The organism is Vibrio sp. OY15, from assembly GCF_000742455.1.
Taxonomy (GTDB): domain Bacteria; phylum Pseudomonadota; class Gammaproteobacteria; order Enterobacterales; family Vibrionaceae; genus Vibrio; species Vibrio alginolyticus.
In genome coordinates this window covers 339,572-363,956 of the sequence record NZ_JPIL01000006.1, presented here as the reverse complement: position 1 = coordinate 363,956, position 24,385 = coordinate 339,572, and the positions used below count along the sequence as shown (strand labels likewise).

The 24,385-nt window shown below is 40.4% G+C and carries 27 protein-coding genes; 14 read left to right on the top strand and 13 right to left on the bottom strand.

The genetic code is table 11. The features are described 5' to 3' along the window. Positions 1-61: 61 nt before the first annotated feature. The 3 genes from IJ23_RS08855 to IJ23_RS08845 all read left to right on the top strand — a co-directional run bounded on the left by IJ23_RS08855 (position 62) and on the right by IJ23_RS08845 (position 2,850). Positions 62-1,153: an integrase gene (locus tag IJ23_RS08855; protein ID WP_033906079.1), complete on the top strand. Its 1,092-nt coding sequence runs from the start codon at positions 62-64 to the stop codon at positions 1,151-1,153. 375 nt (positions 1,154-1,528) lie between these two features. Further along, positions 1,529-2,263, top strand: coding sequence for an AHH domain-containing protein (locus IJ23_RS08850; protein WP_050550077.1), 735 nt, complete (start codon positions 1,529-1,531; stop codon positions 2,261-2,263). Continuing rightward, a complete protein-coding gene (locus tag IJ23_RS08845; RefSeq protein ID WP_033906078.1) occupies positions 2,260-2,850 on the top strand; it encodes a hypothetical protein in 591 nt (196 codons plus the stop codon). The genes IJ23_RS08850 and IJ23_RS08845 overlap by 4 nt, the downstream gene beginning before the upstream one ends. A gap of 669 nt (positions 2,851-3,519) precedes the next feature. Here IJ23_RS08845 and IJ23_RS08840 read toward each other — a convergent pair. Further along, positions 3,520-4,899: a DUF3427 domain-containing protein gene (locus IJ23_RS08840; protein ID WP_033906077.1), complete on the bottom strand. Its 1,380-nt coding sequence runs from the start codon at positions 4,897-4,899 to the stop codon at positions 3,520-3,522. Positions 4,900-5,191: 292 nt separating this feature from the next. Continuing rightward, on the bottom strand, positions 5,192-5,629 hold the full coding sequence (locus IJ23_RS23750; RefSeq protein WP_050550076.1) for a hypothetical protein: 438 nt from the start codon (positions 5,627-5,629) through the stop codon (positions 5,192-5,194). Between the two features lie 788 nt (positions 5,630-6,417). Here IJ23_RS23750 and IJ23_RS08830 point away from each other — a divergent pair. The 10 genes from IJ23_RS08830 (at position 6,418) to IJ23_RS08785 (ending at position 14,908) form a co-directional block, all read left to right on the top strand. Continuing rightward, on the top strand, positions 6,418-6,657 hold the full coding sequence (locus tag IJ23_RS08830; RefSeq protein ID WP_033906076.1) for a hypothetical protein: 240 nt from the start codon (positions 6,418-6,420) through the stop codon (positions 6,655-6,657). A gap of 1 nt (position 6,658) precedes the next feature. Further along, entirely contained in the window at positions 6,659-7,003 is a 345-nt protein-coding gene (locus IJ23_RS08825; RefSeq protein ID WP_033906075.1) for a TraK family protein, read from the top strand. A 323-nt stretch (positions 7,004-7,326) separates the two neighbouring features. Beyond that, positions 7,327-7,692, top strand: coding sequence for a conjugal transfer transcriptional regulator TraJ (gene traJ / locus IJ23_RS08820; RefSeq protein WP_025525815.1), 366 nt, complete (start codon positions 7,327-7,329; stop codon positions 7,690-7,692). Positions 7,693-7,694: 2 nt separating this feature from the next. Next, positions 7,695-9,458: a TraI/MobA(P) family conjugative relaxase gene (traI, locus tag IJ23_RS08815; protein ID WP_033906074.1), complete on the top strand. Its 1,764-nt coding sequence runs from the start codon at positions 7,695-7,697 to the stop codon at positions 9,456-9,458. Between the two features lie 31 nt (positions 9,459-9,489). Further along, entirely contained in the window at positions 9,490-10,266 is a 777-nt protein-coding gene (gene trbJ / locus IJ23_RS08810) for a P-type conjugative transfer protein TrbJ (RefSeq protein ID WP_033906073.1), read from the top strand. A 178-nt stretch (positions 10,267-10,444) separates the two neighbouring features. Continuing rightward, positions 10,445-11,701: a P-type conjugative transfer protein TrbL gene (trbL, locus tag IJ23_RS08805; RefSeq protein ID WP_033906072.1), complete on the top strand. Its 1,257-nt coding sequence runs from the start codon at positions 10,445-10,447 to the stop codon at positions 11,699-11,701. An 18-nt stretch (positions 11,702-11,719) separates the two neighbouring features. Continuing rightward, positions 11,720-11,974 carry a hypothetical protein gene (locus IJ23_RS08800; RefSeq protein WP_031841650.1) on the top strand — a complete coding sequence of 85 codons (255 nt, stop codon included), beginning with the start codon at positions 11,720-11,722 and terminating at the stop codon, positions 11,972-11,974. A gap of 158 nt (positions 11,975-12,132) precedes the next feature. After that, positions 12,133-12,852, top strand: coding sequence for a hypothetical protein (locus tag IJ23_RS08795; protein ID WP_050550075.1), 720 nt, complete (start codon positions 12,133-12,135; stop codon positions 12,850-12,852). An 848-nt stretch (positions 12,853-13,700) separates the two neighbouring features. After that, positions 13,701-13,892 carry a hypothetical protein gene (locus IJ23_RS08790; RefSeq protein ID WP_152560905.1) on the top strand — a complete coding sequence of 64 codons (192 nt, stop codon included), beginning with the start codon at positions 13,701-13,703 and terminating at the stop codon, positions 13,890-13,892. A 53-nt stretch (positions 13,893-13,945) separates the two neighbouring features. Continuing rightward, positions 13,946-14,908, top strand: a complete 963-nt coding sequence (locus IJ23_RS08785) for a hypothetical protein (RefSeq protein WP_033906070.1) — start codon at positions 13,946-13,948, stop codon at positions 14,906-14,908. A gap of 319 nt (positions 14,909-15,227) precedes the next feature. On the opposite strand, the gene IJ23_RS08780 is transcribed toward IJ23_RS08785, so the two are convergent. The 7 genes from IJ23_RS08780 to IJ23_RS08755 all read right to left on the bottom strand — a co-directional run bounded on the left by IJ23_RS08780 (position 15,228) and on the right by IJ23_RS08755 (position 21,022). Further along, positions 15,228-15,902 (bottom strand): hypothetical protein, encoded by a 675-nt coding sequence (locus tag IJ23_RS08780; protein ID WP_152560904.1) that lies wholly within the window; start codon positions 15,900-15,902, stop codon positions 15,228-15,230. Between the two features lie 42 nt (positions 15,903-15,944). Further along, positions 15,945-17,045: a hypothetical protein gene (locus tag IJ23_RS08775; protein WP_152560903.1), complete on the bottom strand. Its 1,101-nt coding sequence runs from the start codon at positions 17,043-17,045 to the stop codon at positions 15,945-15,947. A gap of 111 nt (positions 17,046-17,156) precedes the next feature. Next, the gene (locus IJ23_RS08770) at positions 17,157-17,507 is read right to left on the bottom strand and encodes a nucleotide pyrophosphohydrolase (protein WP_033906067.1); all 351 of its coding nucleotides are present in this window, start codon (positions 17,505-17,507) and stop codon (positions 17,157-17,159) included. Next, positions 17,461-18,303 (bottom strand): HNH endonuclease, encoded by an 843-nt coding sequence (locus IJ23_RS23745; protein WP_050550074.1) that lies wholly within the window; start codon positions 18,301-18,303, stop codon positions 17,461-17,463. The genes IJ23_RS08770 and IJ23_RS23745 overlap by 47 nt, the downstream gene beginning before the upstream one ends. Before the next feature lie 838 nt (positions 18,304-19,141). Beyond that, on the bottom strand, positions 19,142-19,273 hold the full coding sequence (locus tag IJ23_RS25705; RefSeq protein WP_017634400.1) for a hypothetical protein: 132 nt from the start codon (positions 19,271-19,273) through the stop codon (positions 19,142-19,144). Positions 19,274-19,341: 68 nt separating this feature from the next. Further along, entirely contained in the window at positions 19,342-20,217 is an 876-nt protein-coding gene (locus tag IJ23_RS08760) for a phage integrase N-terminal domain-containing protein (protein ID WP_033906066.1), read from the bottom strand. 481 nt (positions 20,218-20,698) lie between these two features. Beyond that, on the bottom strand, positions 20,699-21,022 hold the full coding sequence (locus IJ23_RS08755; RefSeq protein ID WP_152560902.1) for a hypothetical protein: 324 nt from the start codon (positions 21,020-21,022) through the stop codon (positions 20,699-20,701). 113 nt (positions 21,023-21,135) lie between these two features. On the opposite strand from IJ23_RS08755, the gene IJ23_RS08750 reads away from it, so the two are divergent. Beyond that, entirely contained in the window at positions 21,136-21,390 is a 255-nt protein-coding gene (locus tag IJ23_RS08750; RefSeq protein ID WP_029839156.1) for a hypothetical protein, read from the top strand. 60 nt (positions 21,391-21,450) lie between these two features. Here the strand turns inward: IJ23_RS08750 and IJ23_RS08745 are convergent, their stop codons facing one another. The 4 genes from IJ23_RS08745 to IJ23_RS08730 all read right to left on the bottom strand — a co-directional run bounded on the left by IJ23_RS08745 (position 21,451) and on the right by IJ23_RS08730 (position 24,241). Next, complete coding sequence (locus tag IJ23_RS08745) at positions 21,451-22,221, bottom strand: hypothetical protein (protein ID WP_033906065.1); 771 nt, start codon at positions 22,219-22,221, stop codon at positions 21,451-21,453. A 178-nt stretch (positions 22,222-22,399) separates the two neighbouring features. Next, positions 22,400-22,600 carry a helix-turn-helix transcriptional regulator gene (locus tag IJ23_RS08740; protein ID WP_327196497.1) on the bottom strand — a complete coding sequence of 67 codons (201 nt, stop codon included), beginning with the start codon at positions 22,598-22,600 and terminating at the stop codon, positions 22,400-22,402. A 188-nt stretch (positions 22,601-22,788) separates the two neighbouring features. Continuing rightward, a complete protein-coding gene (locus IJ23_RS08735; protein ID WP_033906063.1) occupies positions 22,789-24,057 on the bottom strand; it encodes a VapE domain-containing protein in 1,269 nt (422 codons plus the stop codon). Beyond that, on the bottom strand, positions 24,041-24,241 hold the full coding sequence (locus tag IJ23_RS08730) for a helix-turn-helix transcriptional regulator (protein ID WP_020840053.1): 201 nt from the start codon (positions 24,239-24,241) through the stop codon (positions 24,041-24,043). Before IJ23_RS08730 ends, IJ23_RS08735 begins: the two co-directional genes overlap by 17 nt. Positions 24,242-24,385 lie beyond the last annotated feature (144 nt).

Genomic DNA, 24,385 nt, shown 5'->3' with positions numbered 1-24,385 from the left:
GTTGCCTTTCTATACGTCCCGAGGTACAAAATCAGTACAGTGAGTATTCGGGAGTACTTTTATGGCAACCTTAGTTAAAACCCCTTCAGGCACATGGAAAGCTGTTATTAGAAAAACAGGCTGGCCAACTACATCTAAAACTTTTCGCCTCAAACGCGATGCAGAAGATTGGGCTAGGCGTACTGAAGATGAAATTGTTCGTGGCGTGTATATCAAACGCTCTTATTCAGAACGGATGACGATAGAAGATGCTCTGCAACGTTATTTAGCTGAAGTATCTCCCACGAAGCGCCCAGCCACTGCTGCATGTGATGCAAGACATTCCAAACCAATCATCAAAGCTTTAGGCCAATATTCCCTAGCCGCCCTCACTCCAGATATCATTGCCAAATACCGTGATGACCGTTTAGCTGGCTTAGACCGATGCGACGCCAAAGGGAATCCTGCGCCGAAACCTCGTTCTCCAAACACAGTTCGTATAGACCTAGCGCTGCTCAGCCACCTATACAACATCGCGATTAAAGAATGGGGTATAGGCTTAGCAATTAATCCAGTACAAAATATCCGCAAGCCCTCCCCTCCTTCTGGGCGAGAACGACGCTTAACTCCAGAAGAAGAATTGAAGCTCCTAGAAGCCGTTGAGGCACATTCGAATCCGATGTTAACCTGGATTGTCCGTATAGCCTTAGAAACGGGTATGCGCTCATCAGAGATAACCTCTTTGCGCCGCTCTCAAGTTGATTTGAAAAAACGTGTAGTTTTCCTGGTTGAAACCAAAAACACCATGCCGAGAACCGTTCCGCTTTCTCTCCCGGCGTTAGAATCTTTTAAACAAGCAATTAACAATCCGGTACGGCCAATTGATACTGACCTGATTTTTTTTGGCGAGCCAGGTAAAGACGGCAAAAGACGTCCATACAATTTCAACAAGGTATGGATGAAGATTAAGACCAAGATTGGCCTGAAGGATTTCAAATTCCACGACCTGCGCCACGAGAGCGTCAGCCGTTTAGTAGAAGGCGGATTAAGTGATCAGCAAGTCGCGGCCATCAGCGGCCATAAATCGATGCAGATGCTACGCCGGTACACGCACCTCAGAGCCGAAGACCTGGTTGAAGAGCTGGACGCGATTGCAAAAGAGAAAAAAGCATAGGTAGAAGCGACCCTCAAATGTCAATACTATATCTATTAGATGAGTAATGCCGGCTTGTTCTCCTCTGATAAGCCCGACTTATTGAATCTTGGGGGACTAGAAAGATAAACATACCAGTGCTGACATATGAGGGGCAGCTATACTTGAACTGTGTGAAGCTTTCTCAGGTAAGTGGTAACTGAACTAATAGTAAGTTTTATATAACTCTCCCCTCTATATTTACCGCATACATTGATGTTTCCCCACAGTCACACCTCCCGACCTTTACCATTTATCTCTTTATTTTTTAAGCTGAGTCATAATTCTCGACAATCACATTGCAACCAGTTTCCTATTGATGTTATTACATCAAAAACTCAACACATAGGTATGGAAATGCAAACTGGATTATCTATCGCTGGACATCGTTCAAATCGTCCTGCAAACCCATCAGCGGCAGAATTAGCCTTAGATCGTTACGATATGTTAGTTAAAGACTTCTACGCCAAATATAAGACAAATAAAGCTCGTACCGCACCCAAAGCGCAAGTAAAACGAATGCTTGAAGCTGAACAAAGAGATCTAAAGTTTTTGAAGATGAAGCGTACACAATTGATTGCTCATGCCAAAGTCACAGAGATGGAAGCTGAGCTTCGAGATTATGTAAAGGAAAACCAGAGCAAAAAGTTGAAAGAGCTTGAGGAAGAAAAACATCACCCAACTCAAAAACTTGCAAGAAACCTAACCGCAGCAGGGGAGCCAAAACCTACTACCAATCACGAAGCCCACCACATTATTCCAGGTAAAGGTCGGTTCAAACAAACAGCAATTCAGGCAGCTCGACTTGAGCTGCACATGCACCAAATAGGTATAAATGATCCAAGAAATGGGGTCTGGATGATGAACTTCAAAAAGAACAACGACTTGAATTGGGTTGACCCAAAGTCACCGGCACACCGTTCAATACATCGATTTAACTATGAGAACTGGATCGCAAGAATATTTGTGACTGGTGGTATGACAAAACAGATGGTAATAGCTCGGTTAAATAGGATTAAAATGAGCTTGAAGGATGGAGAATACCCTTCAAAGATTACTCAGAAAAAAGATGTAAGTTGGAATGGCTCATGACCGTTTATAGAATCACAGAAGATCCTACTAAGTTTAAAACTCTTTCATTATTGCCTAGTGACCTAGCTGAACAATTAGGTGACTTTGAGCTTGTAAGAGACATACTGCATCAACCTTCGCACAATTCATCACTCCAACCGATATGGGGTAAGGTTAATTCGGAGTTTGCAGATGTTCTCAAGAAAGATTCAGAAACCCCAGATATAAGTATTTGGTGTAATACATTCCTCATATTTTCACCCAAAGCATTCAATTACTTACATAACAAGTTGTCGACATGTGGAGAGTTTTTGCCAATCAATGTAGGTAGTGAAACTTGGTATTTCTATGCAGCACTGACATTCGCAAGAGAAAACAAACAGTTAACGATTCCCAAAGTTGAATACGGTGAATTGATAGGATTGGAAACACTAGTCTTCGACGAAGAAGATACTCAAGATAAATATATCTTCAAGTCAGTAGAGGAAGGCCCCGTAAACCTATTCTGTACAGATATACTTCGAGAGTTAGTGACCGAACATAAGCTGACAGGTATTGGTTTCTCAGAGGATCTAACAGGTTTAGATTTCATTGATGAGGCCGTGTAATTTAGCTTATAGGATTACTTGATTTTGCTCATTGGTTCAATCATTGGTAGCTAACCAAGATGCTAATTAAAGAATCAGTTGTAATGCTATAACCGCCCCAGTTTCATTCCAGGCGTTAGAATCCTTCAGGTAGGCAAACGGCATCCTTATAATATCAAGAAGGTATGGATGAAGATTAAAGCCAAAATTGGGCTACAGGACTTTAAGTTCCACGACCTGCGCCACGAGAGCGTTAGCCGTTTGGTGAAGGCCGGCTAAGTGATCAGCAAGTCGCCGCCAGCGGCCATAAATCAATGCAGATGCTACGCCGCTACACGCACCTCAGAGCCGAAGACCTGGTTGAAGAACTGGACGCGATTGCGAAAGGGAAAAAGGCTTAGCCAACGCTGCCCCTCAAGTGTCAATGAAATGAGGATTAGCCCAGTGTGACATTGCTGTGCTCAATGGATAAGATTGGTTTATTGACACTTGAGGGGCCAGTACCTACGTGTAAGTGCAAGATAGTTAGCCACCAATCTCCACAACAATTCATATGGCTTAAATCATTTTTGGACAGAACCTTGTTGGTAATTTCGCTAAATTAGTAGCCTATGAATTAAATTTGGTATTAAAATCGCTCGGCTCACTCTCTAGCTCTGAAGGTACAATGCATCCTTCTTCATTTACTGGTTACTTGGGAAGTGCTTTATAACTCTCTGGAATTAGGTCGAAGTGTTTATCCACTGGTCCCTGCAAAGCATAGAAGCTCGCCTTACTTGAACTACCTTTAAGAGCATAGACGCGATATATCCAGTACTGTTCACCCTTTTCTCTAGAAACCTCCACTTCATTTCTCGATATGAAAAAGGCAGTCCCCTTTGACTGTTTAGTAGTCTTAACTTCGATGTACTTCTTAACGCCATAGTCATCAAAAGACAAAACATCATAACCATCACCATCAGAGCTTATGGCAACATGTTCGACCCTCTTTGCTAAGTCTATTAATCCAAGGTCAGTTAATCTCTGAATTTCATGTTCGACAACTAACTTTTCACCTGCTAAGCCTAGATTTCTGTTTCGTTCATCTCGCTCTGCCCAATTAGTCTTTTTAGTACCCCTGGTTTTACCACGCTTAGCAATAGCCTTAACTGAACTTGTAGGTACACTAGTTTCATTGAGAATGGTTCTTGAAATATCAATAGGTTTATCTTCAGGGTCAATGCCAGGTGACCATTCGTACAAATCGGACAACGTATCACTAGCAGGATTTTGATGCTCCGACACCTCAAAAATCACCTCAACAGGATTGTCTTTACTATCAATAGGGTAACTATGTTTTACATACCCTAACTGGCCTACATACGTGAATGGCTGTGATTTGCTTTTAATCTTTTCGTGAACACGAGCGAAAAGTACAACTGGCTCCCCATCAATAATCATCATCATATGAGGTGTGTCTGGTGTATTTTTGTTTTGAGACTCCCATTGAAACATACTACCGCCAAGGAAAAACTTATCGTCGTACTTATGCTCAAGCTCTTTGCGTTCTTTCTCCAGAGTAACAAACAACACAACACAATTGCTAAATCTGGTTGGCCCTGGAATATCACGAGCATGATTAGGAACCCAAACACCTGCACGCTCAAATGCTTCTAACTTAGTGTGCAATTCTCCAACCGTAAAACTAGAGTAATCAAATACTTCGTTTTCACGTTTAGGGTTAGTCCCCTCTTTATCAACAGTTTCAAAGCCAAGGTCTCGGAGTATCCGAAAGCAACTACTCTTTTCACCACCCGAAAAGTGTTCTGGGAGAATATCTACGCCATAATAATCTGACAGTGCTATGCCGAGTATGGCCTTTGGCGGGTACCTTTTGGTATCAATGATCACATCGAAATTAGTAGAATCTTTAAAAGAGCTTGTCTTTCCGTTCACAGTGTCGAACTTTGTGGCAGCTTGTTGAATGTGCTGTTCTGAAAGAGGTTCAGCAATTTTCCTCAGTCCTTGAATTCGCTTAGATTTATCTGATATTAAAATTCGAGTTCCAAGTTTCGTTATCAGGTCACCCAAAATAGTTCCCCCCTTTTCTAGATGTACATTGAGTTCATTATGTCATCCTTTTTAAATCCATAGCATTGATTTTATTAAACTACCCACCCAAGAAGAGTCGAACGAAATCTATCTGTCTATTTCCATAAAAATCGAAACTATTTTCTAGTGCCCTCTGATATAGAAAGACCATGTGTTAGAAATTGCAAGAATTTAAAGCCCCTACAGTGAAGGGGCTGGACAAAACCATCTTAGCTCAAATGACTTAGTGGCATCAGTTCAGATAAGAAAAAGTATCGTAACACCTTAAACGTTATATAATTTTCCATAGGAACATTTCGAAGTAACACATTACAAAAAACAAGAAAGTCAGGACGTACACATAGGTCTCTTTGAGAGCTAGCATTACATTGAGTTTCCTTTCTTTTTTAAGAGCGAAAACTTGGTGGAAAAACTCCCTCTCACTTTCATTTGCTAAGCAGTTAATTTTATTTTCGACAAGTTCTGCTGCGGATTTAAATGTGAAATGGGCACCTTCTTCTTTCCATTCTTTAAACAACTTTGACGAAAATATCGTAAAGGTAATAAACATTGCGACTTGCTGAAGGTACACAGGTTCAACACTCCAGATACCTAGCGTAGCAAGAAAAAGCCAAATACCCTGCTTATTCAAATTTCGGCGATAATCATCGATATAGTCACAAAATGACTCGATATACTGGTCTACGCTTTCAATTCGACAAATTTCCATTAAATGCCTCAATTATATAACGCTTTCTATACGGTACCGCCTGCGCAAACCGCATAATCCTACGTATGCAAAAAACGACAATCTTTATTTCCTTACGATAATGTCGCTAATTTTAACCTCTAATAATAGGTTATTATTATGGTTAAAGGGTAAAGAAACCACATAACCATATGATAAAAAATAACTTCCTTGTAATCACCGCCCCCCAAGTGTCAATAAATCGCCCCTCAAATGTCAATAAGGTTCTCGCTAGACACCTCTCATAAATGTCACAAACACCATAATGAGTTAGAACATTTAGCAATAAAAAAATTAGGTTAATAACTTTATGTACTTACAACAACAACCTTTCTTTCTCTACTAACAGTATCAATCAACTCACCTACTTCACCCCAGACTTAATATACACAACCTGTCACCACCCCATAAATCTACAAAAGTGACGATTTTAATTTCCAATAAAAACAAACCACTAAATAAACATAACCATTAATAAGAGGTTTATTTTCGATATACCGAAATCAATACCTCAGCCCGGTGCGTTTTAGCGGCTAAAAATTCACTAAAAACATTTAAAAAATACAAAATCCAACACCAAAGGTATAGCTATACTTTGTCGAAATTACGCGAAGTTAAAGTAATTTAAGAGAATTTAAGCGCAATTGACGACAAATCGATCTTATGGTTATCTAAATTATGTCACCAAGAATCGTGTAAGACTTCGTTGTTAAAAAGAGCACTGGATAGCAGTAATTCCAGACATGAAAAATGCCACTAAGGAGATCAAAATGACGACTGAAGAATGGTTATACAGTAAATATGGAAATTCACCGCTGCTTTCGTTTTCTCAAGTTGCGGAGATCCTACATCGCAGCCCTGAAGGATTTAGAATTACTCTTAGGACTAACTGTGAACTAGCAAATCAACTCAAGCCAAACCGAGTCAAAATAGGTAGACGTGTTTACTTTAAAGTTTCCGATATAGCTAATTTGATTGACCAAGCATCTTCCCAATACATGGAGGCTTGATATGTCTGATTACGTGAAAGAACTACAGGCTTGGGTTATTCAAAGACAACAAAACAACCGTCCTCCAAATAAGCAAGAAGTACTTGCAACTTTTCTTGGCGTTAAAACCGATGTAGAGGAAGCAATTAACGCTGGTTACAACTTAAAAACTATTTGGACTTACCTAACAGAAAGAAATCTCATCGCATTTCGCTACGAGACTTTCCTGCGTTATGTGAAGGAATACATCACACAAACCTCAGTGGCTACTCCCCCCGAAAAAGAGAAATCAGAAAAGCAGAAAACCTCTCGTGACATAAACGGTTTTTCTTTTAATTCCCAGCCAAATAAAGAGGACTTGATATGAATATATTCAAACACTGTGCATACGCAGCTATATCGCAGTTAAAGCATAACTAGAGCACAACTGCCATGCCACTTTGTCTGTTTTTGGCCTTTTTCGCGCCATTTTGCGTCTATTCCTACGCAATTGCGTGATAACAGTGCGTTAGCGCCTCCCTTTATTGATAACTGATGTGGGCGATATTGCGGGCAGGATGTGTGAAGGAGTCCCACTATGCAAGCATAGCGATGACTCTTCACTTTCCTTATTCGCACCTGCGGCGCTCAACGGCAATCCTGCCCTACGGGAGCAATTCAGTGATAGATGATTAGATAGGAGAACACGTAATGCAGCATGAAGAAAAAGTCACTAGGAAGAACACTAGTCCTCTTAAAGTCTACTGCCTACCTGATGAACGTGAAGCTATTGAGGTTAATGCCAAACAAGCAGGCCTCAGTGTTTCAACCTATCTACGCCGAATTGGGCAAGGACGCCAAGTGAAAAGCGTCGTTGATGCAGAACAAGTACGAGAACTAGTTAGGGTTAATGGTGATCTTGGCAGACTTGGTGGACTACTAAAACTTTGGCTGACTAATGACGCTAAGGCCGCTCAAATCGGCACACCGACCATTAGAGCAGTATTAAACCGCATTGATACAACCAAAGCTCAGATGAGCGAGCTCATGGAATCTATTCTTCGTCAAAGGTCCTAACCATGATAGTTAAACACATCCCAATGCGTTCATCGAATAAGTCCGATTTTTCAGGATTAGTCCGTTACCTCACTGATACCCAGAGTAAAGAACACCGGTTAGGTCAGGTGCGGCTAACTAACTGCGATGCAGATTCAGTTAGAGACGCTATCTGCGAGGTATTGGCCACGCAACAAACAAACACCAGAGCGAAAAGTGACAAGACTTACCACCTGATTATTAGCTTTCGCGCTGGAGAACAAGTTAATTCTGATGTTCTTTCTACAATCGAAGAGCGTATATGTGAAAGTCTAGGTTTTGGTGAACACCAACGTATCAGTGCCGTTCACAATGATACTGACAACCTGCATGTTCATGTGGCGATCAATAAGATTCATCCATCACGCCATACCATACATGAGCCGTACTATTCACATCGTACGCTTGCAGAACAATGTGAACGATTAGAAAAGGCATTTGGACTACAACAAGACAATCACACCCCCAAACAAAACCGCAGTGCAGCACGCGCCGTTGATATGGAGCGTCATTCCGGTGTTGAAAGCCTAATTGGATGGATTAAGCGTGAGTGTATAAACGAAATAAAAGCCGCTCAAACATGGTCTGAGCTACACGCGACTCTATGCCAAAACGGATTAACACTTTCAGAAAAAGGCAATGGTTTGGTGATTTCATCTGACACTGGAGTCACGATAAAGGCTAGTACGTTGGATCGCAATTTATCCAAACCAAAGTTGAAGTCCCGCTTCGGCGCATTTCAGCCACACCAAACTATTAATAATAAGTCCAGCTCAAAACGCAGTTACCAAAAAAAACCTGTTCAGACTCGAATAGATACAACGGAGCTTTACACCAGGTATCAGAAAGAGCAAAAGAGCCTTGCAACTAATAGAGCCACCGCATTAGAGACACTTCGTCAAAAGAAAAATCAGCAAGTTCTAAATGCCAAGAAGCAAGGCAAAGTACGTCGCATGGCAATAAAACTCACCAATAGCGGTAAGTTTACTAAGCGCTTACTGTATGCCCAAGCCAGCCAAGCACTTCAAAAGAACATCGCTTTAGCTCAACAGCAATACCAAAACGATCGCCAAACAATCTACAAAACTTATAGCAAAAGAACTTGGGCTGATTGGTTAAAACATCAAGCTCATCAGGGTGACCAGAACGCTTTGGCCGCATTGCGAGCAAGAGAAGCAGCACAAACGCTAGACGGCAACACTATACAAGGCAATGGACAAGAACAAACAAACTTCACAAGCGTTATTGATTCTATTACCAAAACTGGAACCATTTTGTTTCGCTCCAAAAACGGAGCAATACGAGATGATGGTCAACGCCTTCAGGTATCGGGCCAAGCGGATAAGAAATCCATAGTCCAAGCACTAAAAATCACAATGGCACGATATGGCAACAAAATCAGCGTTAACGGCTCCCCTACATTTAAGGCTTACGTGATTCGTGCAGCGGTTGATACCCGCCTACCTATCACCTTTAGCGATAAAGCATTAGAGCAAAGGCGGCTCTCATTACTCTCTTCCAATCAAGATGTAACGAGGAACAACCAACGTCGTGATATCTCACCTATTGGCAAGGCTCCCCCAATAATTAGGCGGAATAAGCTCAGTACTCTCTCTCAGCTTGATGTTCTGCGCTTTGAGAAGCCACAAGTTCAAGAACATTCAGCATACGAACAGCGTAAAGCTCGGTTGATAGCTGAAATGGCAAAGAAACAAGAAAAACAATCTAGAAAAAGTAGAAGTCGATAAACACTTCACACCGTCAGTTAAGGAAATCGCAATGAAACTTAGAAGGAAAATTTTAGCGGCTAAAATTCACGCCCTAACTATTGGGATGCTTTGGAGTTATGTTGGTCCCACTTGGTCGGGGATTCCAGTCGCAGATGGCCTAAATCTGCCTCACAACATACTTTCCGCAATGGAGTCGGTAACTCAAACCGCACAGCAAATCCAACAATACCAAACGCAACTTCAGCAGTATGAAAACCAACTAAAAAACACAGTGGCACCAGCTTCGTACATCTGGGACCAAGCTCAAGCGACGATAAATGAACTTAACCAGGCGACCAATACACTCGCCTACTATCAGAACCAACTCGGTAGCCTAGATAACTACCTTGGTAAGTTTCAAGACGTTTCTTATTACCGTAACTCTCCGTGTTTTTCAGCTCAAGGATGCAGTGATACAGAGTGGACTGCCATGAAGGAAAGCCACCGTATTTCCTCCGAGTCTCAAGTATCAGCGAGTAAAGCTGCAATCAAAGGGATTAGTCAGCAATTTAAAGCCTTACAAAACGACGCTAAGCAATTAGAAAAGCTACAGCGACAAGCTCAAGGAGCCGAGGGGCAACTAGAAGCAATTCAATATGCGAACCAATTTGCTAGCCAACAAAGCAGTCAACTCTTACAGATACGTAGTCTGATGACCGCTCAATACAATGCTGTCGCGACACAAATACAAGCCGAAACCGATCAGAAAGCCCGACACCAAGCTGCACATGAAGAACTTTTTAATTTTGACTCACCTACAGATCGTTCGAAAAACAGGAAGTTTTAACCATGAGAATATTCATATCGATGACTTTGTATCTCAGCGGCTTATTGCTTTTAAGCGCCTGCGAACAGCCCACAGACGTCGAGAAAACTGATTGTGAGTCACCCGACTTAACACAGTCGGAAGGTTGCTTATGGGACATGGGTACGCCAACAGAACGTAGCCAAAATAAAGGTTTCTAATGATGATATTTCGACTATTCACTCTCTCGTGGCTAGCCATAATTTCAACACCCGCTAATGCCACAATCGAAACTAACGGTGTGCTAGATGAAGTTGCAGTTCACTTTCTGACCGTGAGCAGCTCTTGGGCAAGCGTGATAACTAATCATGCAAGCTGGCTGTTTTGGTTGCTTGGGACAATCTCACTTGTATGGACAGGAGGGAATCTATTACTAAAACAGGCAGATATAAGAGAGTTTTTTGCCGAGTTCACCCGCTTCATTATCACCTTCGGTTTCTTCTTATGGTTGCTTAGAAACGGTCCTAAGTTTGCCGCTTCTATCATAGATTCACTCAGAATAATTGGCGCTCAAGCGGCAGGATTACCTCGAGAACTGACCCCATCAGAGCCAATCAGCATCGCTTTCGACATTATTACAAAATCAAGCGAAGCCTATAGCTATACAAGCCCCTTTGATAACTTAGCAATTTTCATTATTACCTTATTAATTTTGGTTTGTATGACGGTGGTAGCAGCCAATGTCTTACTGTCTTTAGTTTCCGCTTGGGTTCTTACTTATGCTGGAATTTTTGTACTGGGTTTTGGCGGCTCAAAATGGACCTCTGATATTGCTATTAACTACTTCCGCAATGTGCTCGGCCTAGCTTTAAAGCTCATGACCATGACGCTAATGATCGGTGTCGCTATGTCAATTATGGATAGCTTTTATACCGAACTATCAGCAAACACCTCAATGAAAGAGCTACTGGTTATTTTCGTAGTATCCGTAGTTCTAATGCTACTCATTCACTCCGTACCCAATATAGTCGCGAACTTAATACCAGGCTCAGGTGTAGCTACTAGCTCAGGAAATGTAAGTGCTAGCGCGATGGCTGGAGCCGCAATGGCTACTGGTGGTATGGCTGCTGGTGCAGTTATGGGAACGGCAGGAGGAGCCTCTGCTCTGCAAGCTGCATTCAAGGCGGCTTCCAATTCTGAAATGGCCGAGACGATGACGGGCTCTATTGGTGGCGACTCTTCTACAACATCCGAAGAATTTGGAGCAGGTGGCTCCCCCTTCGCCCAGGCATCAGGAATGCAAACGGACTCAAGCAGCGTTATCGCATCCACAGCTAAAGCAGGACGAATTGCAGCAGGAACTGGAGCAAATCTAGTAAAAGGGATTGGAGATATTGCACGCAACCGTATCAGTCAAACTGTGGGAGGCCGCCTGGCTGAAACAATCAGAACTCAAAGTAAACAAGAAGACATTTAATCAGATAGGAGAATCACAATGGATTTGCATTTCCCACCTCAAAACTGGACAGACTTTGGGGCCTTTTGGGCGTTTATGGCCCTGGTCATGCTCGTACTTTACTTCTTTGTTCAATGGGCTCATACGACCAAATATAGCAAGCAACTTTATCGCCTGGCTGACTTTCTAGAAGCAATTCAGAACAAAGTCGCATACAGAGCGTATCGAGGAACACTATCGATATATGAAAGCCTTAATCACCTTAGAGGCTGGCCATTCAACTCACGTAAGTAAAAAACACATAGGCCGGTGCTCTCAACACCGGCCCACATTTTCACATTAATACTTCGTAGAGAAATTAACATGACAGTTACCCATTATAGTGCACACTTTAAACATATAAAACGCTCATTTTTTCACCCTACCACATGTGTCTTGTGAGGACTGATATCATGTCACACAAGAACACAAAGACGACAGCAAACAAAGGCTACTCTCCTGAAGTACGTATTGTTCTGCGAGGAATAAATAAAAGTAAGGTGCCTGAGGCGACTCGCCGCTTCATTGATACGCTGAAGCACTTTAGAGATAAACCCTATATGCTCGAGTCACTACGCTCCTTGAATAGCCCCTACAGAGATATGCAGCGGCGTGCAAGAGTCAAAGCGTTTCGGGTCTTAACAGTGCTAATCAGTTATATGGATTGGGCAACATTCCGTATTGGAGTCCCAAACCCTGATTCTAATGATCCAGTCAAGCACAGAGCCATGATCAAGCGATATAAAAAAATGTATAACGAAGCAATACCAAAATCTACTTGGTATAACTATATAAATCAGCTAATTAAAGCTGGATATCTAAGTAGCACGCCTATGGATATGAAGGATAGAGAAGGAAAAATACGTGGTGCTGCCGGACTAAAATGTATCACAATGAAATTGATGACAGAGCTTAATTTCAAACCAGGCTGGATTGATGAACAGAGAAATTATGCTTTGCAAAAGCTAAAGAAAAGGGGTCTTAGTAACGTATGGCCAAAGTACTCCAGCAAGCTCGCAAACGAGAAACGAGAAAAAATAATTTCTGACGAGTGCATACAAACAGAATCGGCACTTGGTGAGTTTGAGACAAGGCCTAACTATCTAGACTTCAGCCCCTCTCCACTTTATTGAGAGCAATTATTTTTCATGCCAATTAACTTTGGTCAACTCGTCACGTCTGAAACAAATTATCCAAGCTAATAAACCACAATATTCACACAAAAAAGTCAATCTTCCCCCTGAGATGCCCTCGTAATACATATCAAACAGCTTAAATCCGTTTTAAGTGAACACTATCATCAATGTAGCGATAGCTTTTGTAGAAAAGTTAGAGTCGCTTGGAAGTGCCGTTTTTGCTAGCGGTATTTTCATTAACCTAAAGGTTAAGTACTTCACTAGTTTATTCATAGCTCGTACCTCACTATGAATAAACATTTCACAAAAGTATGGAGTTTACGCTGCGCTATGCCCAAAGGGGCAAGCCCCTCTGGACTCCCTCATTGGTCACTTGGTCACATGCTGTCAGCATAGGTTACTTATTGAGCATTAGTGCATATGGTGAGATGATTGTTTGAACGCCAGGAAGGGAATGAATTAAACCACTGAGATCAACGTAGCTTGATCAATGGAGGTAACATGAAAAGAAAAGTACCCAATACAGAGCCGCCAAGGCGCCTCACAGACTCTGAACTTGAAGAATTGAGGAAAGATATGCAAGAGTCTTCAAAATTGGCCAGAACGTTGCTGAAGAAACGTAGACGACTTTCAGGTAGTACAAATGCCAAAATTGGGGACTAATTGATCCATAAAAGCTTGTACATCGTAAAAAGCTTTAAAATCCAAAGTGTGATCTTGAGCCTCAAAAAACATCGACTTATTCAGTTCTATGTATAATGATTATGTAAAGTATCTTTAGAAGTTTGGCTTAAATTTTCTTACATGGATTGTTGAAAATGCGTTTGGACGATGGAGGAGAGTACATGTCAAAAACTGAAAAAGACATCCTTATGGAAAAGTATGAACAGTTCCAAGCAGAAAGGCGAAGCAAACATGGCATTGAATATACTTTGGTTGATAGGGATGTTTTCCGTCTGAATACCAAATCAATGAAAAAAAACAAGATTGTTCGTTCTCAGATAAGGGCATCAAAGAAGGTACAATTAGAAGCATAACTTAACGCCACACTTTTAAGTGTGGCGTTCTTATAATGGCTTGATGGTACAATATGGTTAAACCTACGATTCTATTTCTTCTAATACTTGGAATTTCGGGCTACCTCTTTTTAGATGGCTTATCAAGTCATCACTTCAAACTAAAAAGAACGAATGGATACCATACATTTTTCAAATCCACTGCATATGGCTTAATTATATTTATAGCAGCATCAATTGTACATGTTGTAATTCAATGGTTAGGCTCAGTGTTAAATATAGGATTTGACTTGGGTAATTGGATGCTATCTAACTCAATTATAGAAAAACCAAATAGTTCTGAAACAGCCTTTCTTAACATTAGTTTAATATCTTTATTATTTGGATTCTTCGCCCCAAAGATCCACAACTTATTTCTAAGCTACAATATATATGGAGTAATTTTAAATAAATTAATACTACATAATAGAATAAGAAATCTATGTGTTAAACATAGAGAGATTATGAATAAACTTAAAATTCATAAAGAGAATGAACTTAGATATGAATTTTTGTCTGATGTTGAAAGCCCAGAGTTTTCTAGATTAATAAAGAAAGCAAGTGAATTATCGCTACCAATACTATTTACAATGTCTGATAGAAAAGTATATGTAGGTTATCCGTGGGAAATTACTGGCGGTGCTTTAATTAATGATCTTCTTGTAGTTCCATTGGTAAGTGGGTACAGGTGCAAAGAAACTAACAGATTATATATTATTACCCGCTACATTGATGTAGTACAAAAAATAAAGGAGCAAGAAGAATTAGAATTCAAAGAGTTTTTAAAAAAAGATGGGAAATACACAGACAAAGATATCGATTTAATGTTTGAACAGTATCCTCTAAGTCGTATTGAAGCACAAGTAGAGGATATAGAAGAGTTTTTACCATATACTGTATCTCTACCTTATCGTGAAATCGTTCACGCTCACATTCATAATTTGGATCAGTTTGAGCTATTCAAAAACGATGAAATCAACGAACGTGAAAATAATTGATGATTTATTATTAATAATAACATCCCCATAAATATTATGAACTGTATAATTTTTATATGTTCATTTTAAAAAGCACAGATTTTACGTTTAAAAAACCTAAAATGAATATGACCATGGGACGAAATCGTACGCTAAACCCTTTTAACCCACTGAACAAGGTTAAAGAACTTGGCATGCCTTAAATTTGGTATATTATTTATAGATTAAATTTCTTATAGCTGCTTTACCCTCAACTCGGATTAGAAAACAAAGCCGTCTCTTGTATACGAGTATTCGATACATAGTTATCAAAAAGGCGGAATTTAGCCGCTTTTTAATATTACTTAGCAAATACGTGCTGTGCTTTTATGTAGTTTTCGAAAACTGGCTTCTTCTCTGGCTCAATATTTATGTACTTTGAAGAAAACCATTCTCCAGTGCGTCCTGACTTACTCTTAACTTCCTGAGCAAGTTTCTTATCCGTTTTAGCATTGAAAGTAATGTAGTACATCCCCTTTTCAGGAAGCTCAACATAAAATGATAACTCTTTCTTTGCTCCTACCAACAGGTATAAGCTCTTGTAATGCTCTTTTTTCTTCTTTTTTGGATCGAAAGGTGCGTATATTTTGGGACGGAATAGTTTCTCAAAATACAGCTGGTCACCTTTCTTCATGCTAACTTTAAAGACCGAAAGTGGCGTGTCTTCGTCACTCCAATCTATAAGAACATCTCTTGTACCTGTATTTTGAACATTAACATTGACTATTAAACCAAAGTTTCCATCAGCTAGCTCAAATGAAGATGGATTTATCTGAATATTACTTGCGTTAGTTCCTTTGATTCTGTCTTGCAGCTCCTTAAGCTCTGCAGCGGCTTTATCCCTTTGATGAAGAATATCAAATGTATAAAGCGTCCATACACCACCAAGTAGCAATGCAATACTAAGCAATAAATAATGGATTTTCTCAGAGTTTCTTAAAAACCATTGAAATAAACGCACAATAAAATTACGCATATTTGATATGCTCACCCAAACCATAATTTAATTTTCACAAAATTAAAGCATCGAACCATCTACTGGATCTGAGTCAGCAGAATTATCTTCAAGAGTTATTCCCATCTCTGGTTCATCAGCTCGACCTGACCGCTCTTTTTTAGGAAGATAAACTTTAAGGTCATCTTTAACGGATGCGATTCCACTATCCCTGGTTATCTGATTCGCCAACTCTAAAACTTGCTCTTTAGAAATCCCTTGTGGAAGTTCCAATGCAGCCGCATCGGAGTGGTCAAACGCTAATGCTAGTAAGGAAGCAAACATTATACGTTTCAAGTCTGAGCCTGACAGCTGAATAAACTGATATCCAGGGGACATAAACAAATGCTGAGCTTTTAAGCCATATTGTACATTATCTGACTTGAGATACTCATTGAACTTATCTAAGCAAAACTCTATATCATTTTTGCTTGCATATTCAACGAAGCTAGATAGCACATCTAGACGGTCGAGAGTATGCGATAAAACCGTTAGTTGGTGATTTGACAGATCTTCTTTTGAAGCGATTCTTAACGAGCAGCGTACCTCACCTTCAGCAAAATAAATTGGATACAGCCAATGGTTCAATGTCCTGACTTGGTGAGCATCTCTAAACTCTGTAATTGTATTAGGTATCCTAAGTGTTCTATCAAGGTTCATTGGGACCAAATCACGGTTTCTTGGCTTCCCCCAACTAACATCAATTCTTAAGTTGTAGTCACAGACTTTTTTGTCTTCGCTTCGGCCTTGAAGCTCGCTATCAGCGTAATATGGTTTAGAAGTTACAACCCCTACAATTACTTTATTGGACTCTTTCAGTGAGACTACTGTGTCCCCTTCTTTAACCTCGTATAGAAATCGTCGCAATTGTCCTTTAAGCCTAGCAACTTCACCTCTTTTCTTGTTGCTTGAGCTCTCTTGAAGCTTAGCTGCGGCTGCTCCAATCATATGCTCTTTGTCAGCATCACTTAAAACATGCCCGTCCTCAAAATCAAACTTAACATTATTAGCATGCCCAATCGCCACAACTCCGTTAAGCCTAAATTGCTGGTAGTATTCTCCGCTATTAGTACCAGCTCGGATTAGCCAGTAACGACGTTCTAAAGGGATTTCAATGATACTCAAAAGTTGCTCCATAAATAAGAATCAATTTGCACAGATAGTACCATTAAACAACTCACAAGCAATAAAACTCACCCTAATATAACTCGTATATGAAAGACATATCGAAAGCAGCTATTCAAGCTTTGTGTACTTAGTGGCTACACCATAGCTTTTATTCACAGGATACTTCTGTTCATTAATAGTGAGTTTTTTCTCGCAAGACTCTAGAAGGTTGATATCTAATTTTGTAGAAAAACGTAGTAGATATAAAAAAATGTCAGCTACTTCATTAGATACTTCTTCTTTTTGCTCAACGCTTAAATTTTGACTTTGCTTCTCAGTTAACCACTGAAAGTGCTCGACAAGTTCACCGACTTCTCCAGAAAGAGCCATGACCAAATTCTTGGGAGAATGAAACTTCTCCCAATCCCGTTCATCAGCAAACACTTGAAGTTTCTTTTGTAGCTGTTCTAGTTCGTTCATTTATGATCTCCTTAAGCTTTTCTACTTTAATCCACGGTTTGCTCCTATGTACCATTCTGTGGCAATTGGAACACAAAAGAGCAAGATCTTTGAGCTTTGTTTTCTGTCCATTAGATTCCGAAAGTGGATTTTTGTGGTGACACTCAATGTAATCAGCGCCTCTTTCACCATAAATAACTTCAAAATCGAACTCACATACCTCACAGACCAAGCGGCCAGTAGCTCTTTTTACTTGCTGCTTCTTTTCTCTTACGACCTCTGGATCTCGCTCTCTAATTACGTGTCGACGATATACTGGAGCGCCTTCAAAACGCTCTAAGTCAACTACATCGTTAGGTGCATAAATTTGATCGTCCTTTAAACCAACATCAAAGGCATGACCTTTGGTGACAGCGGATTCTCGAACTGCTTTTATAAAGTCAAAGGAGAAATACTCTATACCAAATGGAAGCTTGTCATGGTGCTCTAATATCTCAAATTCATACCGGTTGGGATAAAGATCATCTGGCCAAACCTTAGCGGTATCTTGATAAAAGTCTTTTGTGATTCTTACCTTCACCAACATTGCAATAGAGCCATAATAGTATTTTGCATCGACTCTTGGGAATCCTGGGACTGCTTTACCTTTTTCATCCTTCATTTGAGTTAAGTAGTGAACAAAATAAAGCGTATCACCTCGCTTAATTTTGTTAGTATTCACAGTAGAGAATATCGTTTTGTGTCCCCAAACCTTATTCCTCAACCCAATCTCAAAGTTCTTAGCGGCGCTCTTACCTAAGTAGACAACCCAAATCATTATTTTTCCTTAACTTAACTAGTCCTTAGACAACAACTTCTTCCCCACTCAATAACTAAGTGGGAATTTCTTACTTTCATGAAACACTGTAATAATCGATGGTAAGCAGCACATAATAATGACATCTCGCTGAGTCTGGTGCTCTGCTGACCTTAGATACCTTGTAGGGATTTTTCGTAATAAGCCTAAAATGCAGATTGAACTGCCCCAAACCAGTAGGCGTAGCTTAATCTAATGATTAATAAACTAAACACATAGTGATTTATTACAAAAATTAGGGCAAGTAACGAGGTAAACTAATGTGCCCCAAAGTAAATCTAAATCACTTTGGGGAATTTTCGAGTAAGAAATGGCAACGTACCAAACGCTTCCATTTTAGTATGAGACGGTATTACTCTCCTACGATAGACTAAAGAGCTCACAAGCATAATCAGTACAATAGCGGTACAGTCACTAGTTTTGACTAATTTACGTAAACTACGCTAAACTACTGTTTAGTAATTACTTTAACCTATTTTAAATTACGCTAAACTTACCTCGGTTTACCTAGACTTCCTGTATTAGTGGCTAACTCATAATCGATTGGTCCGCAGTTCAAGTCTGCGAGGGGCCACCACATTCTAGAAGGCGTAGCAGGTTAGTACCTGCTACGTTTTTTTTGTACCTAGTGATTTTGGGTGTAGTTGTGGGTGTAGTCAGGAAGTTGCTTAGCTCACAATTTTGGACGCTTTGCTGAGCTTGCCAACATTTTTCCATCACGAGCAGAACAGAAAATTCGATAAGATAATAAAAAGCGCCCCCTTATGTGAAAGGGGGCGCTTTTTATTATCTGCCTATTTTACTCAATTCCGTGTTTACGATCATACCAAATAGCTAACAAAGGCAAACCGATTGTACCAACGGTAACTAGAGCTAAAAATAAAAGTTGAGCTAAAGTCATACCCGTTACATCCAAAAGTTGTACTAACATATTGAAACCCGCCCTAGTGTTCTTGTGGTTATATTTTAACCTAAAAAATACAAAACTTGATAATGTGCTTACCGGCCAAGATAGATAACTGTAATCTCTTCTCGCTCATGCCCTAACTCTCTACTAATAATAAGGCGAGCTTCTTTATCTGCACTTTTTTGTTCTCTACTCAGTTCTCTGCTAGTTAAACCACCCGCTTTAGGTGCATTCATTCCTGTCAGTTCTATGTATCGCTGTTGAGCATATTGATGGCGTAGACCATGGTTCTTGCATAACCCAACCTTCCTACAAGTATTTTCGTAGTGCTTTAGCTGTTGAATGTACTTTTTGCCTGCGGGAATCAGAGAGCCTCTTGGGGCAATAGCTATAGCTCGTTCTAATACCTGCTTTTGATATTCGTTTCTGATTGGTACCTCTCGCGCCTTGCCACCTTTAGTCCAAGAACCCATTAAATGAATTCTATCTGCTTTAATCGCTATACTGGGGTTAAACTTCAAAGCTTCTTCCCGCCTCAGACCGAATGCAGATTGTAGCTCTAACGCTATTTTTATATATGGGTCTGAGATTGCGTTAAACTTTACTTCATCAAGCTCTTTCGCCTTGTTGGTACTATTGTCACTGAAAACTCTCTTTCCTATCCCCAACTCTTCATTGGACTTGGGTAACAAATGCTCACGTCCAGTCTTTTCGAATACCCAACGAATATGTGCCATTCGGTTTTTTATAGTTCCAACGCTTAAGCCTTGACTTTGCCAATGCTCAACCAAAAATTTTACGTGCTTTAACTTAAGTGTATGTGGAGTTAAGTGCCTGTACCCTCCTCTCTTTAATTGTTTTTCGATTTGGATGAGGATGTTTTTACGTGCAGCTTGAGATGCATAACTCCCATCAATGTTGCGCTTCATTAACAAAACTAGGCCGTGTCGTAAGTTTGGTTTGCTCATGACTCTTACTCCTAAACAAATAAGAGCCATATAGCTCATATGGCTCTATCTACTTGAAAAATGATGGAGAAAACGTAATCAAACCACGTGAACCTGATGGTTAGTGATAAGCCCAATTCAAACTTATGGTTAGTAAGATGAATGCCTCAGAGGCGATTAGGGCAAGAGTGATGGTTTGTGTATCGATAGTTACGAATGTCGTACATGATCTACTTGAAGAAGCGTGAGCATCTACGAGAAGAGCATTATGACGTCACAATGCTGGTTACGTTTCTTTCTCCTATTGAACATTTATGATTTATGAAGAGTCTTTATAACGACGGCTACTTTTTTATTTACGTGATGAGGCTACCAAGCCGTCACTTGGCTGTCACCAAGTGACCCCGCTTAAAAGAAATAACGAGAATATAGAAAAAATAAGGTGATGCGCTCGCGGTATACCTCCTGTCACTACCTATTTCACAGCTAGTGACAGGAGGGCTCAACGTGCGTTCTTTATGCTGTTGAGCAGTGGTTCTTTGATACCATCAATACATAGGACAGCTTCTTGCAAAGACGATTCAAGGCGTGGATCAAAGTAACCATACTGAACGAATATCTGACGTTTGATGTCATCTGGAGATTTCAAGTAATTGATTATATTTTCATCTGTAAGCTTAAATGGTGGCTCTTGGATTAACATGGCCGTAATTGCTTTAGCCATGACGGCGCGATGCTGTAAATCCAAACTTGTAATAGCATCTCTAAACATACCTTCTATATCTTCCATGTAGCGCTTCCAAATAAATTCGTCCATCTGCACCATACATACACCTTTACGTTGTTTTGTTCGCACTGCGAACATTTCACTCCTCTGCTAATCTTAAGTAGAAAGCGTAACCTATTACGTGACAAATGCATAAATCTGGCAGATTGAATATGGAATATAAAAAAAGCCCTACGCTCATCTCAATCTTTGGAAGCATTTTCATTTCATTGCTTAAAGTTATTGTTTGTGTTTTGGAAGCTTCAAGTAAAAGCTCAAACATCGATCGCGAACATATTAGCTATGATGATGGTATTTCAGACAACACCTACTTTGATGACATCGGGTGTGAATTCGAGCGGGATTTAGAGGGTAAGTTGAGGAATAGGATTACAGAAAAACGCCATAGAGATAATTCAGATTGGTAGCTGGTAAAAAGTGACTCAACGTTTACTGTACATTAAGTCACTTCATTCTAATTATAGGCTTCAGTCAAATGTATTTGTTTGATGATAAGAGAAAGACCATAACCAATCGCCAGCTCCCGCTTCATCTAAAGGCACTGGCTCTTGGTTTAAGCCAAAGATCATCAATTTACTGCTTCTTCCATCTACACTATGAACCAGTTTAAGGTCAACAAGCTCAACTTTCCCATTAAATCTGCAAACGTAGTAAGAGCCTTCATTTGTAGGTTGGCTCATAAACCAAGGTGAGCGCTCTGGCCCTACTGCACTAAAACAATGGATATTCCTAGCAAAGTTAAATACCGCCTCAACGAGCTCCGGTTTACTAAATTCAGACGTAATCTCTACATCATGGGCAAGTTGAAATGGGGATATACTCCAACCATAACGATTAAAGCTATCAACAAAAAAATCGATTAAGTTATCAGCATTATCTCTTAAGGCATCCATGTAATCATCTAGATAGAATTCAGGCCCACCAAACAATGAAAGATCCACATATCTAAATACTTTAACCCCCATAACTGACTTAGCCCAATCTAAAGCGGTGCTAAGGTTCAAAAACTGCTTTGTATCCTTACCGTAATCAACTATTACACAATCAATGTCTTCTATCACAGAACATAGTGCATTATCATGATTTAACGGAGTCATGGGAGATAAGTACTCCTCATAATAACCAAACAACACGTTTCTCATGTCAACATGACAAGACATAGAGATACTTGTTTGGTTGCAATATTTAACTGATGCAGAATCAAACTGCTTGCTCCCATTACGCTTAGTACTATTCATATTTCCTTCCTTCTTGATGAATGAGAAGCGAACAGCCCCTCAATGTCAGAAAGAATGTTAAAGCCGATAAAGTTAAATATTTTTTTTAAGCTAACGATTACTGCATTTATCCCAACAAGTGGAATTAACGTTCGCAGTGCGAATAAAAAGCGAGGCCTATAGCCTCGCGTACATAAATTTAATCTTTAAAAGCCTGTTCTTGCTCTACTAGCCAATCAACAAATTCTCGCTCACGCCAGCCTAAACAACGCCCATTTATCTGTATTGGCTTAGGAAAACACTTGTCTTTCGCCCACCAACGCCAAATAGTCCTTGGACTGCGGCCCAGTGAATCTGAAACTTCTTTAAGGGACATAATTCGATCTCTTGCCATGAGCATCCTCCTTTTCTCATTTGATGACTGAACCAGTATCTTTGATAAAAAGAGGCGTAACGGTTTTAAGAGGTCGATTGATTGAATTGATCAGATGTTCGCAGTGCGAACGACATAAACTTGGTTTTTCTCAATTTACTTCACTTACTCCACTTTAAGTGAGGTAAGTGAAGTAAAGTTATGAACATACAATCTCAGAAATGTGGACGATAGCTGCTTGGAAACAAATACAGCCTGTAGCCATCTTTGTAACGAGTTTCAATTTTCCCCTCATCAGCTAATCGCTGTAGAGCTCTGCCGACATGAGCAACATAGTTACATGGTATGCCTAAGATCTGGCTAATGTGGCCTGGTGCAAGCCATTCAGTCTGGCTTCGATTATCATCAGCCTCCATTGATATTCGCTCATGAAGCATTTTATACCAACGCCCTTTATCCAAATATTTATCTGATACCGTATCAACCAGAGCCTGCTCGTCCATTGACAGTACCCAAGGCTCACCAGCTTCATACATGTGCTTGACCTCCAGCCAAAACTGCCGCAATGACTCGGGCTCTTCTTGGCGAAGGCTGCCAGTTCCGTTGTATTGCCACCCGAGAATCCGATTCACAGTAGTCATATCAATGGGTTCATTTAGTTCAATCACACCAAACCGAGTATTACCCGTTCTGTCCTTCAAGAAGTCTTGGCCGTTTACCGTCGCTATCAAAAGCGTTTGCCTCGGTTTTTTGAGGTCGGTACGCGCATAGGGCAACCTGATTGTGTCTGCTTCTTGGGATATAAAGGCTTTCAGCTGACCTTGACTGTGCTTTGTTGAGGACTCCAGTTCACCAAGTTCAACAATCCATGACTTAATAATAGGTAACACGCTATCTTTACAGCGGGGATCTAATGCCCGACCTCCAAGAAATGCCCCTTGTACGATGTCACCTATTCTTGATAAGAAAGCGGTTTTTCTAAAAGACTGCTTACTCTGAAGCACTGGAACTAACTTACTGCTAAACCGAGGCTCGTACAGCGCCGCAATACAACCAACAAGCCACCTCCGCATAATTAGCTCCGTAACTTCAGGCCTGTTAGAACGGATGCACCCAATAACTTTTTTCACTCGTTCGACGCCATCCCATTTAGAGTCAGACAGATGCAAAACAATAGGGTGATATGAACGCTCCTTTGCCAAGACATGTAGATGATCACCAATTGCTGCTTTTGGTACATCGAATCTTGCACAGTCGCTTATCAGCTTACTCATTAACACCTCGTATTCCATAACCTTACCGTTATGTAGCACTTCTATCTCAGTGTTCATCGCATTTAAGTAAGGGACATATCCTTTGTAATCTAACAGTACCCTTAGGTTGTCATCCGTATTGAGAATAAGCTTCTTAAACCCCTCTTTTTTCTTGTCTGGAAAATCGAGTTGAGGCTCGCTCGGCTGACTTTTATTACTTGCTGCTGTCACTTTTCCCCCCTTGACTCTCCATCCAGTTATCTAGCTCAGACTCTCGCCACCCAAGGCAGCGCCCATTAATCAGAATAGGTTTAGGAAATGTTTTCTCTTTTGCCCACCATCGCCAAATAGTTTTGGGAGTTCGTCCTAAGGCTTCTGAGACCTCTTTCAAGGACATGATTCGGTTATGTGTCATCAACTTTCTCCTTATCTCATCAAATGACAGGAGTTAGTATCTTGGAAAAAAAAGGAGGGAACGGTTTTAGGAGGCCGATTGCTTTAATTGTTCTTGTCAAAAAACTGCAACCAGAGAAAACTGTTCGCAGTGCGAACAGAAGAT

Coding starts and splice junctions, on each gene's coding strand:
- IJ23_RS08855 (WP_033906079.1), top strand. CDS start 62: ATGGCAACCTTAGTTAAAACCCCTTCAGGCACATGGAAAGCTGTTATT.
- IJ23_RS08850 (WP_050550077.1), top strand. CDS start 1,529: ATGCAAACTGGATTATCTATCGCTGGACATCGTTCAAATCGTCCTGCA.
- IJ23_RS08845 (WP_033906078.1), top strand. CDS start 2,260: ATGACCGTTTATAGAATCACAGAAGATCCTACTAAGTTTAAAACTCTT.
- IJ23_RS23750 (WP_050550076.1), bottom strand. CDS start 5,629: ATGGAAATTTGTCGAATTGAAAGCGTAGACCAGTATATCGAGTCATTT.
- IJ23_RS08830 (WP_033906076.1), top strand. CDS start 6,418: ATGACGACTGAAGAATGGTTATACAGTAAATATGGAAATTCACCGCTG.
- IJ23_RS08825 (WP_033906075.1), top strand. CDS start 6,659: ATGTCTGATTACGTGAAAGAACTACAGGCTTGGGTTATTCAAAGACAA.
- traJ (WP_025525815.1), top strand. CDS start 7,327: ATGCAGCATGAAGAAAAAGTCACTAGGAAGAACACTAGTCCTCTTAAA.
- traI (WP_033906074.1), top strand. CDS start 7,695: ATGATAGTTAAACACATCCCAATGCGTTCATCGAATAAGTCCGATTTT.
- trbJ (WP_033906073.1), top strand. CDS start 9,490: ATGAAACTTAGAAGGAAAATTTTAGCGGCTAAAATTCACGCCCTAACT.
- trbL (WP_033906072.1), top strand. CDS start 10,445: ATGATGATATTTCGACTATTCACTCTCTCGTGGCTAGCCATAATTTCA.
- IJ23_RS08800 (WP_031841650.1), top strand. CDS start 11,720: ATGGATTTGCATTTCCCACCTCAAAACTGGACAGACTTTGGGGCCTTT.
- IJ23_RS08795 (WP_050550075.1), top strand. CDS start 12,133: ATGTCACACAAGAACACAAAGACGACAGCAAACAAAGGCTACTCTCCT.
- IJ23_RS08790 (WP_152560905.1), top strand. CDS start 13,701: ATGTCAAAAACTGAAAAAGACATCCTTATGGAAAAGTATGAACAGTTC.
- IJ23_RS08785 (WP_033906070.1), top strand. CDS start 13,946: ATGGTTAAACCTACGATTCTATTTCTTCTAATACTTGGAATTTCGGGC.
- IJ23_RS08780 (WP_152560904.1), bottom strand. CDS start 15,902: ATGCGTAATTTTATTGTGCGTTTATTTCAATGGTTTTTAAGAAACTCT.
- IJ23_RS08770 (WP_033906067.1), bottom strand. CDS start 17,507: ATGAACGAACTAGAACAGCTACAAAAGAAACTTCAAGTGTTTGCTGAT.
- IJ23_RS23745 (WP_050550074.1), bottom strand. CDS start 18,303: ATGATTTGGGTTGTCTACTTAGGTAAGAGCGCCGCTAAGAACTTTGAG.
- IJ23_RS25705 (WP_017634400.1), bottom strand. CDS start 19,273: ATGTTAGTACAACTTTTGGATGTAACGGGTATGACTTTAGCTCAACTT.
- IJ23_RS08760 (WP_033906066.1), bottom strand. CDS start 20,217: ATGAGCAAACCAAACTTACGACACGGCCTAGTTTTGTTAATGAAGCGC.
- IJ23_RS08755 (WP_152560902.1), bottom strand. CDS start 21,022: ATGGTGCAGATGGACGAATTTATTTGGAAGCGCTACATGGAAGATATA.
- IJ23_RS08750 (WP_029839156.1), top strand. CDS start 21,136: ATGGAATATAAAAAAAGCCCTACGCTCATCTCAATCTTTGGAAGCATT.
- IJ23_RS08745 (WP_033906065.1), bottom strand. CDS start 22,221: ATGAATAGTACTAAGCGTAATGGGAGCAAGCAGTTTGATTCTGCATCA.
- IJ23_RS08740 (WP_327196497.1), bottom strand. CDS start 22,600: ATGCTCATGGCAAGAGATCGAATTATGTCCCTTAAAGAAGTTTCAGAT.
- IJ23_RS08730 (WP_020840053.1), bottom strand. CDS start 24,241: ATGACACATAACCGAATCATGTCCTTGAAAGAGGTCTCAGAAGCCTTA.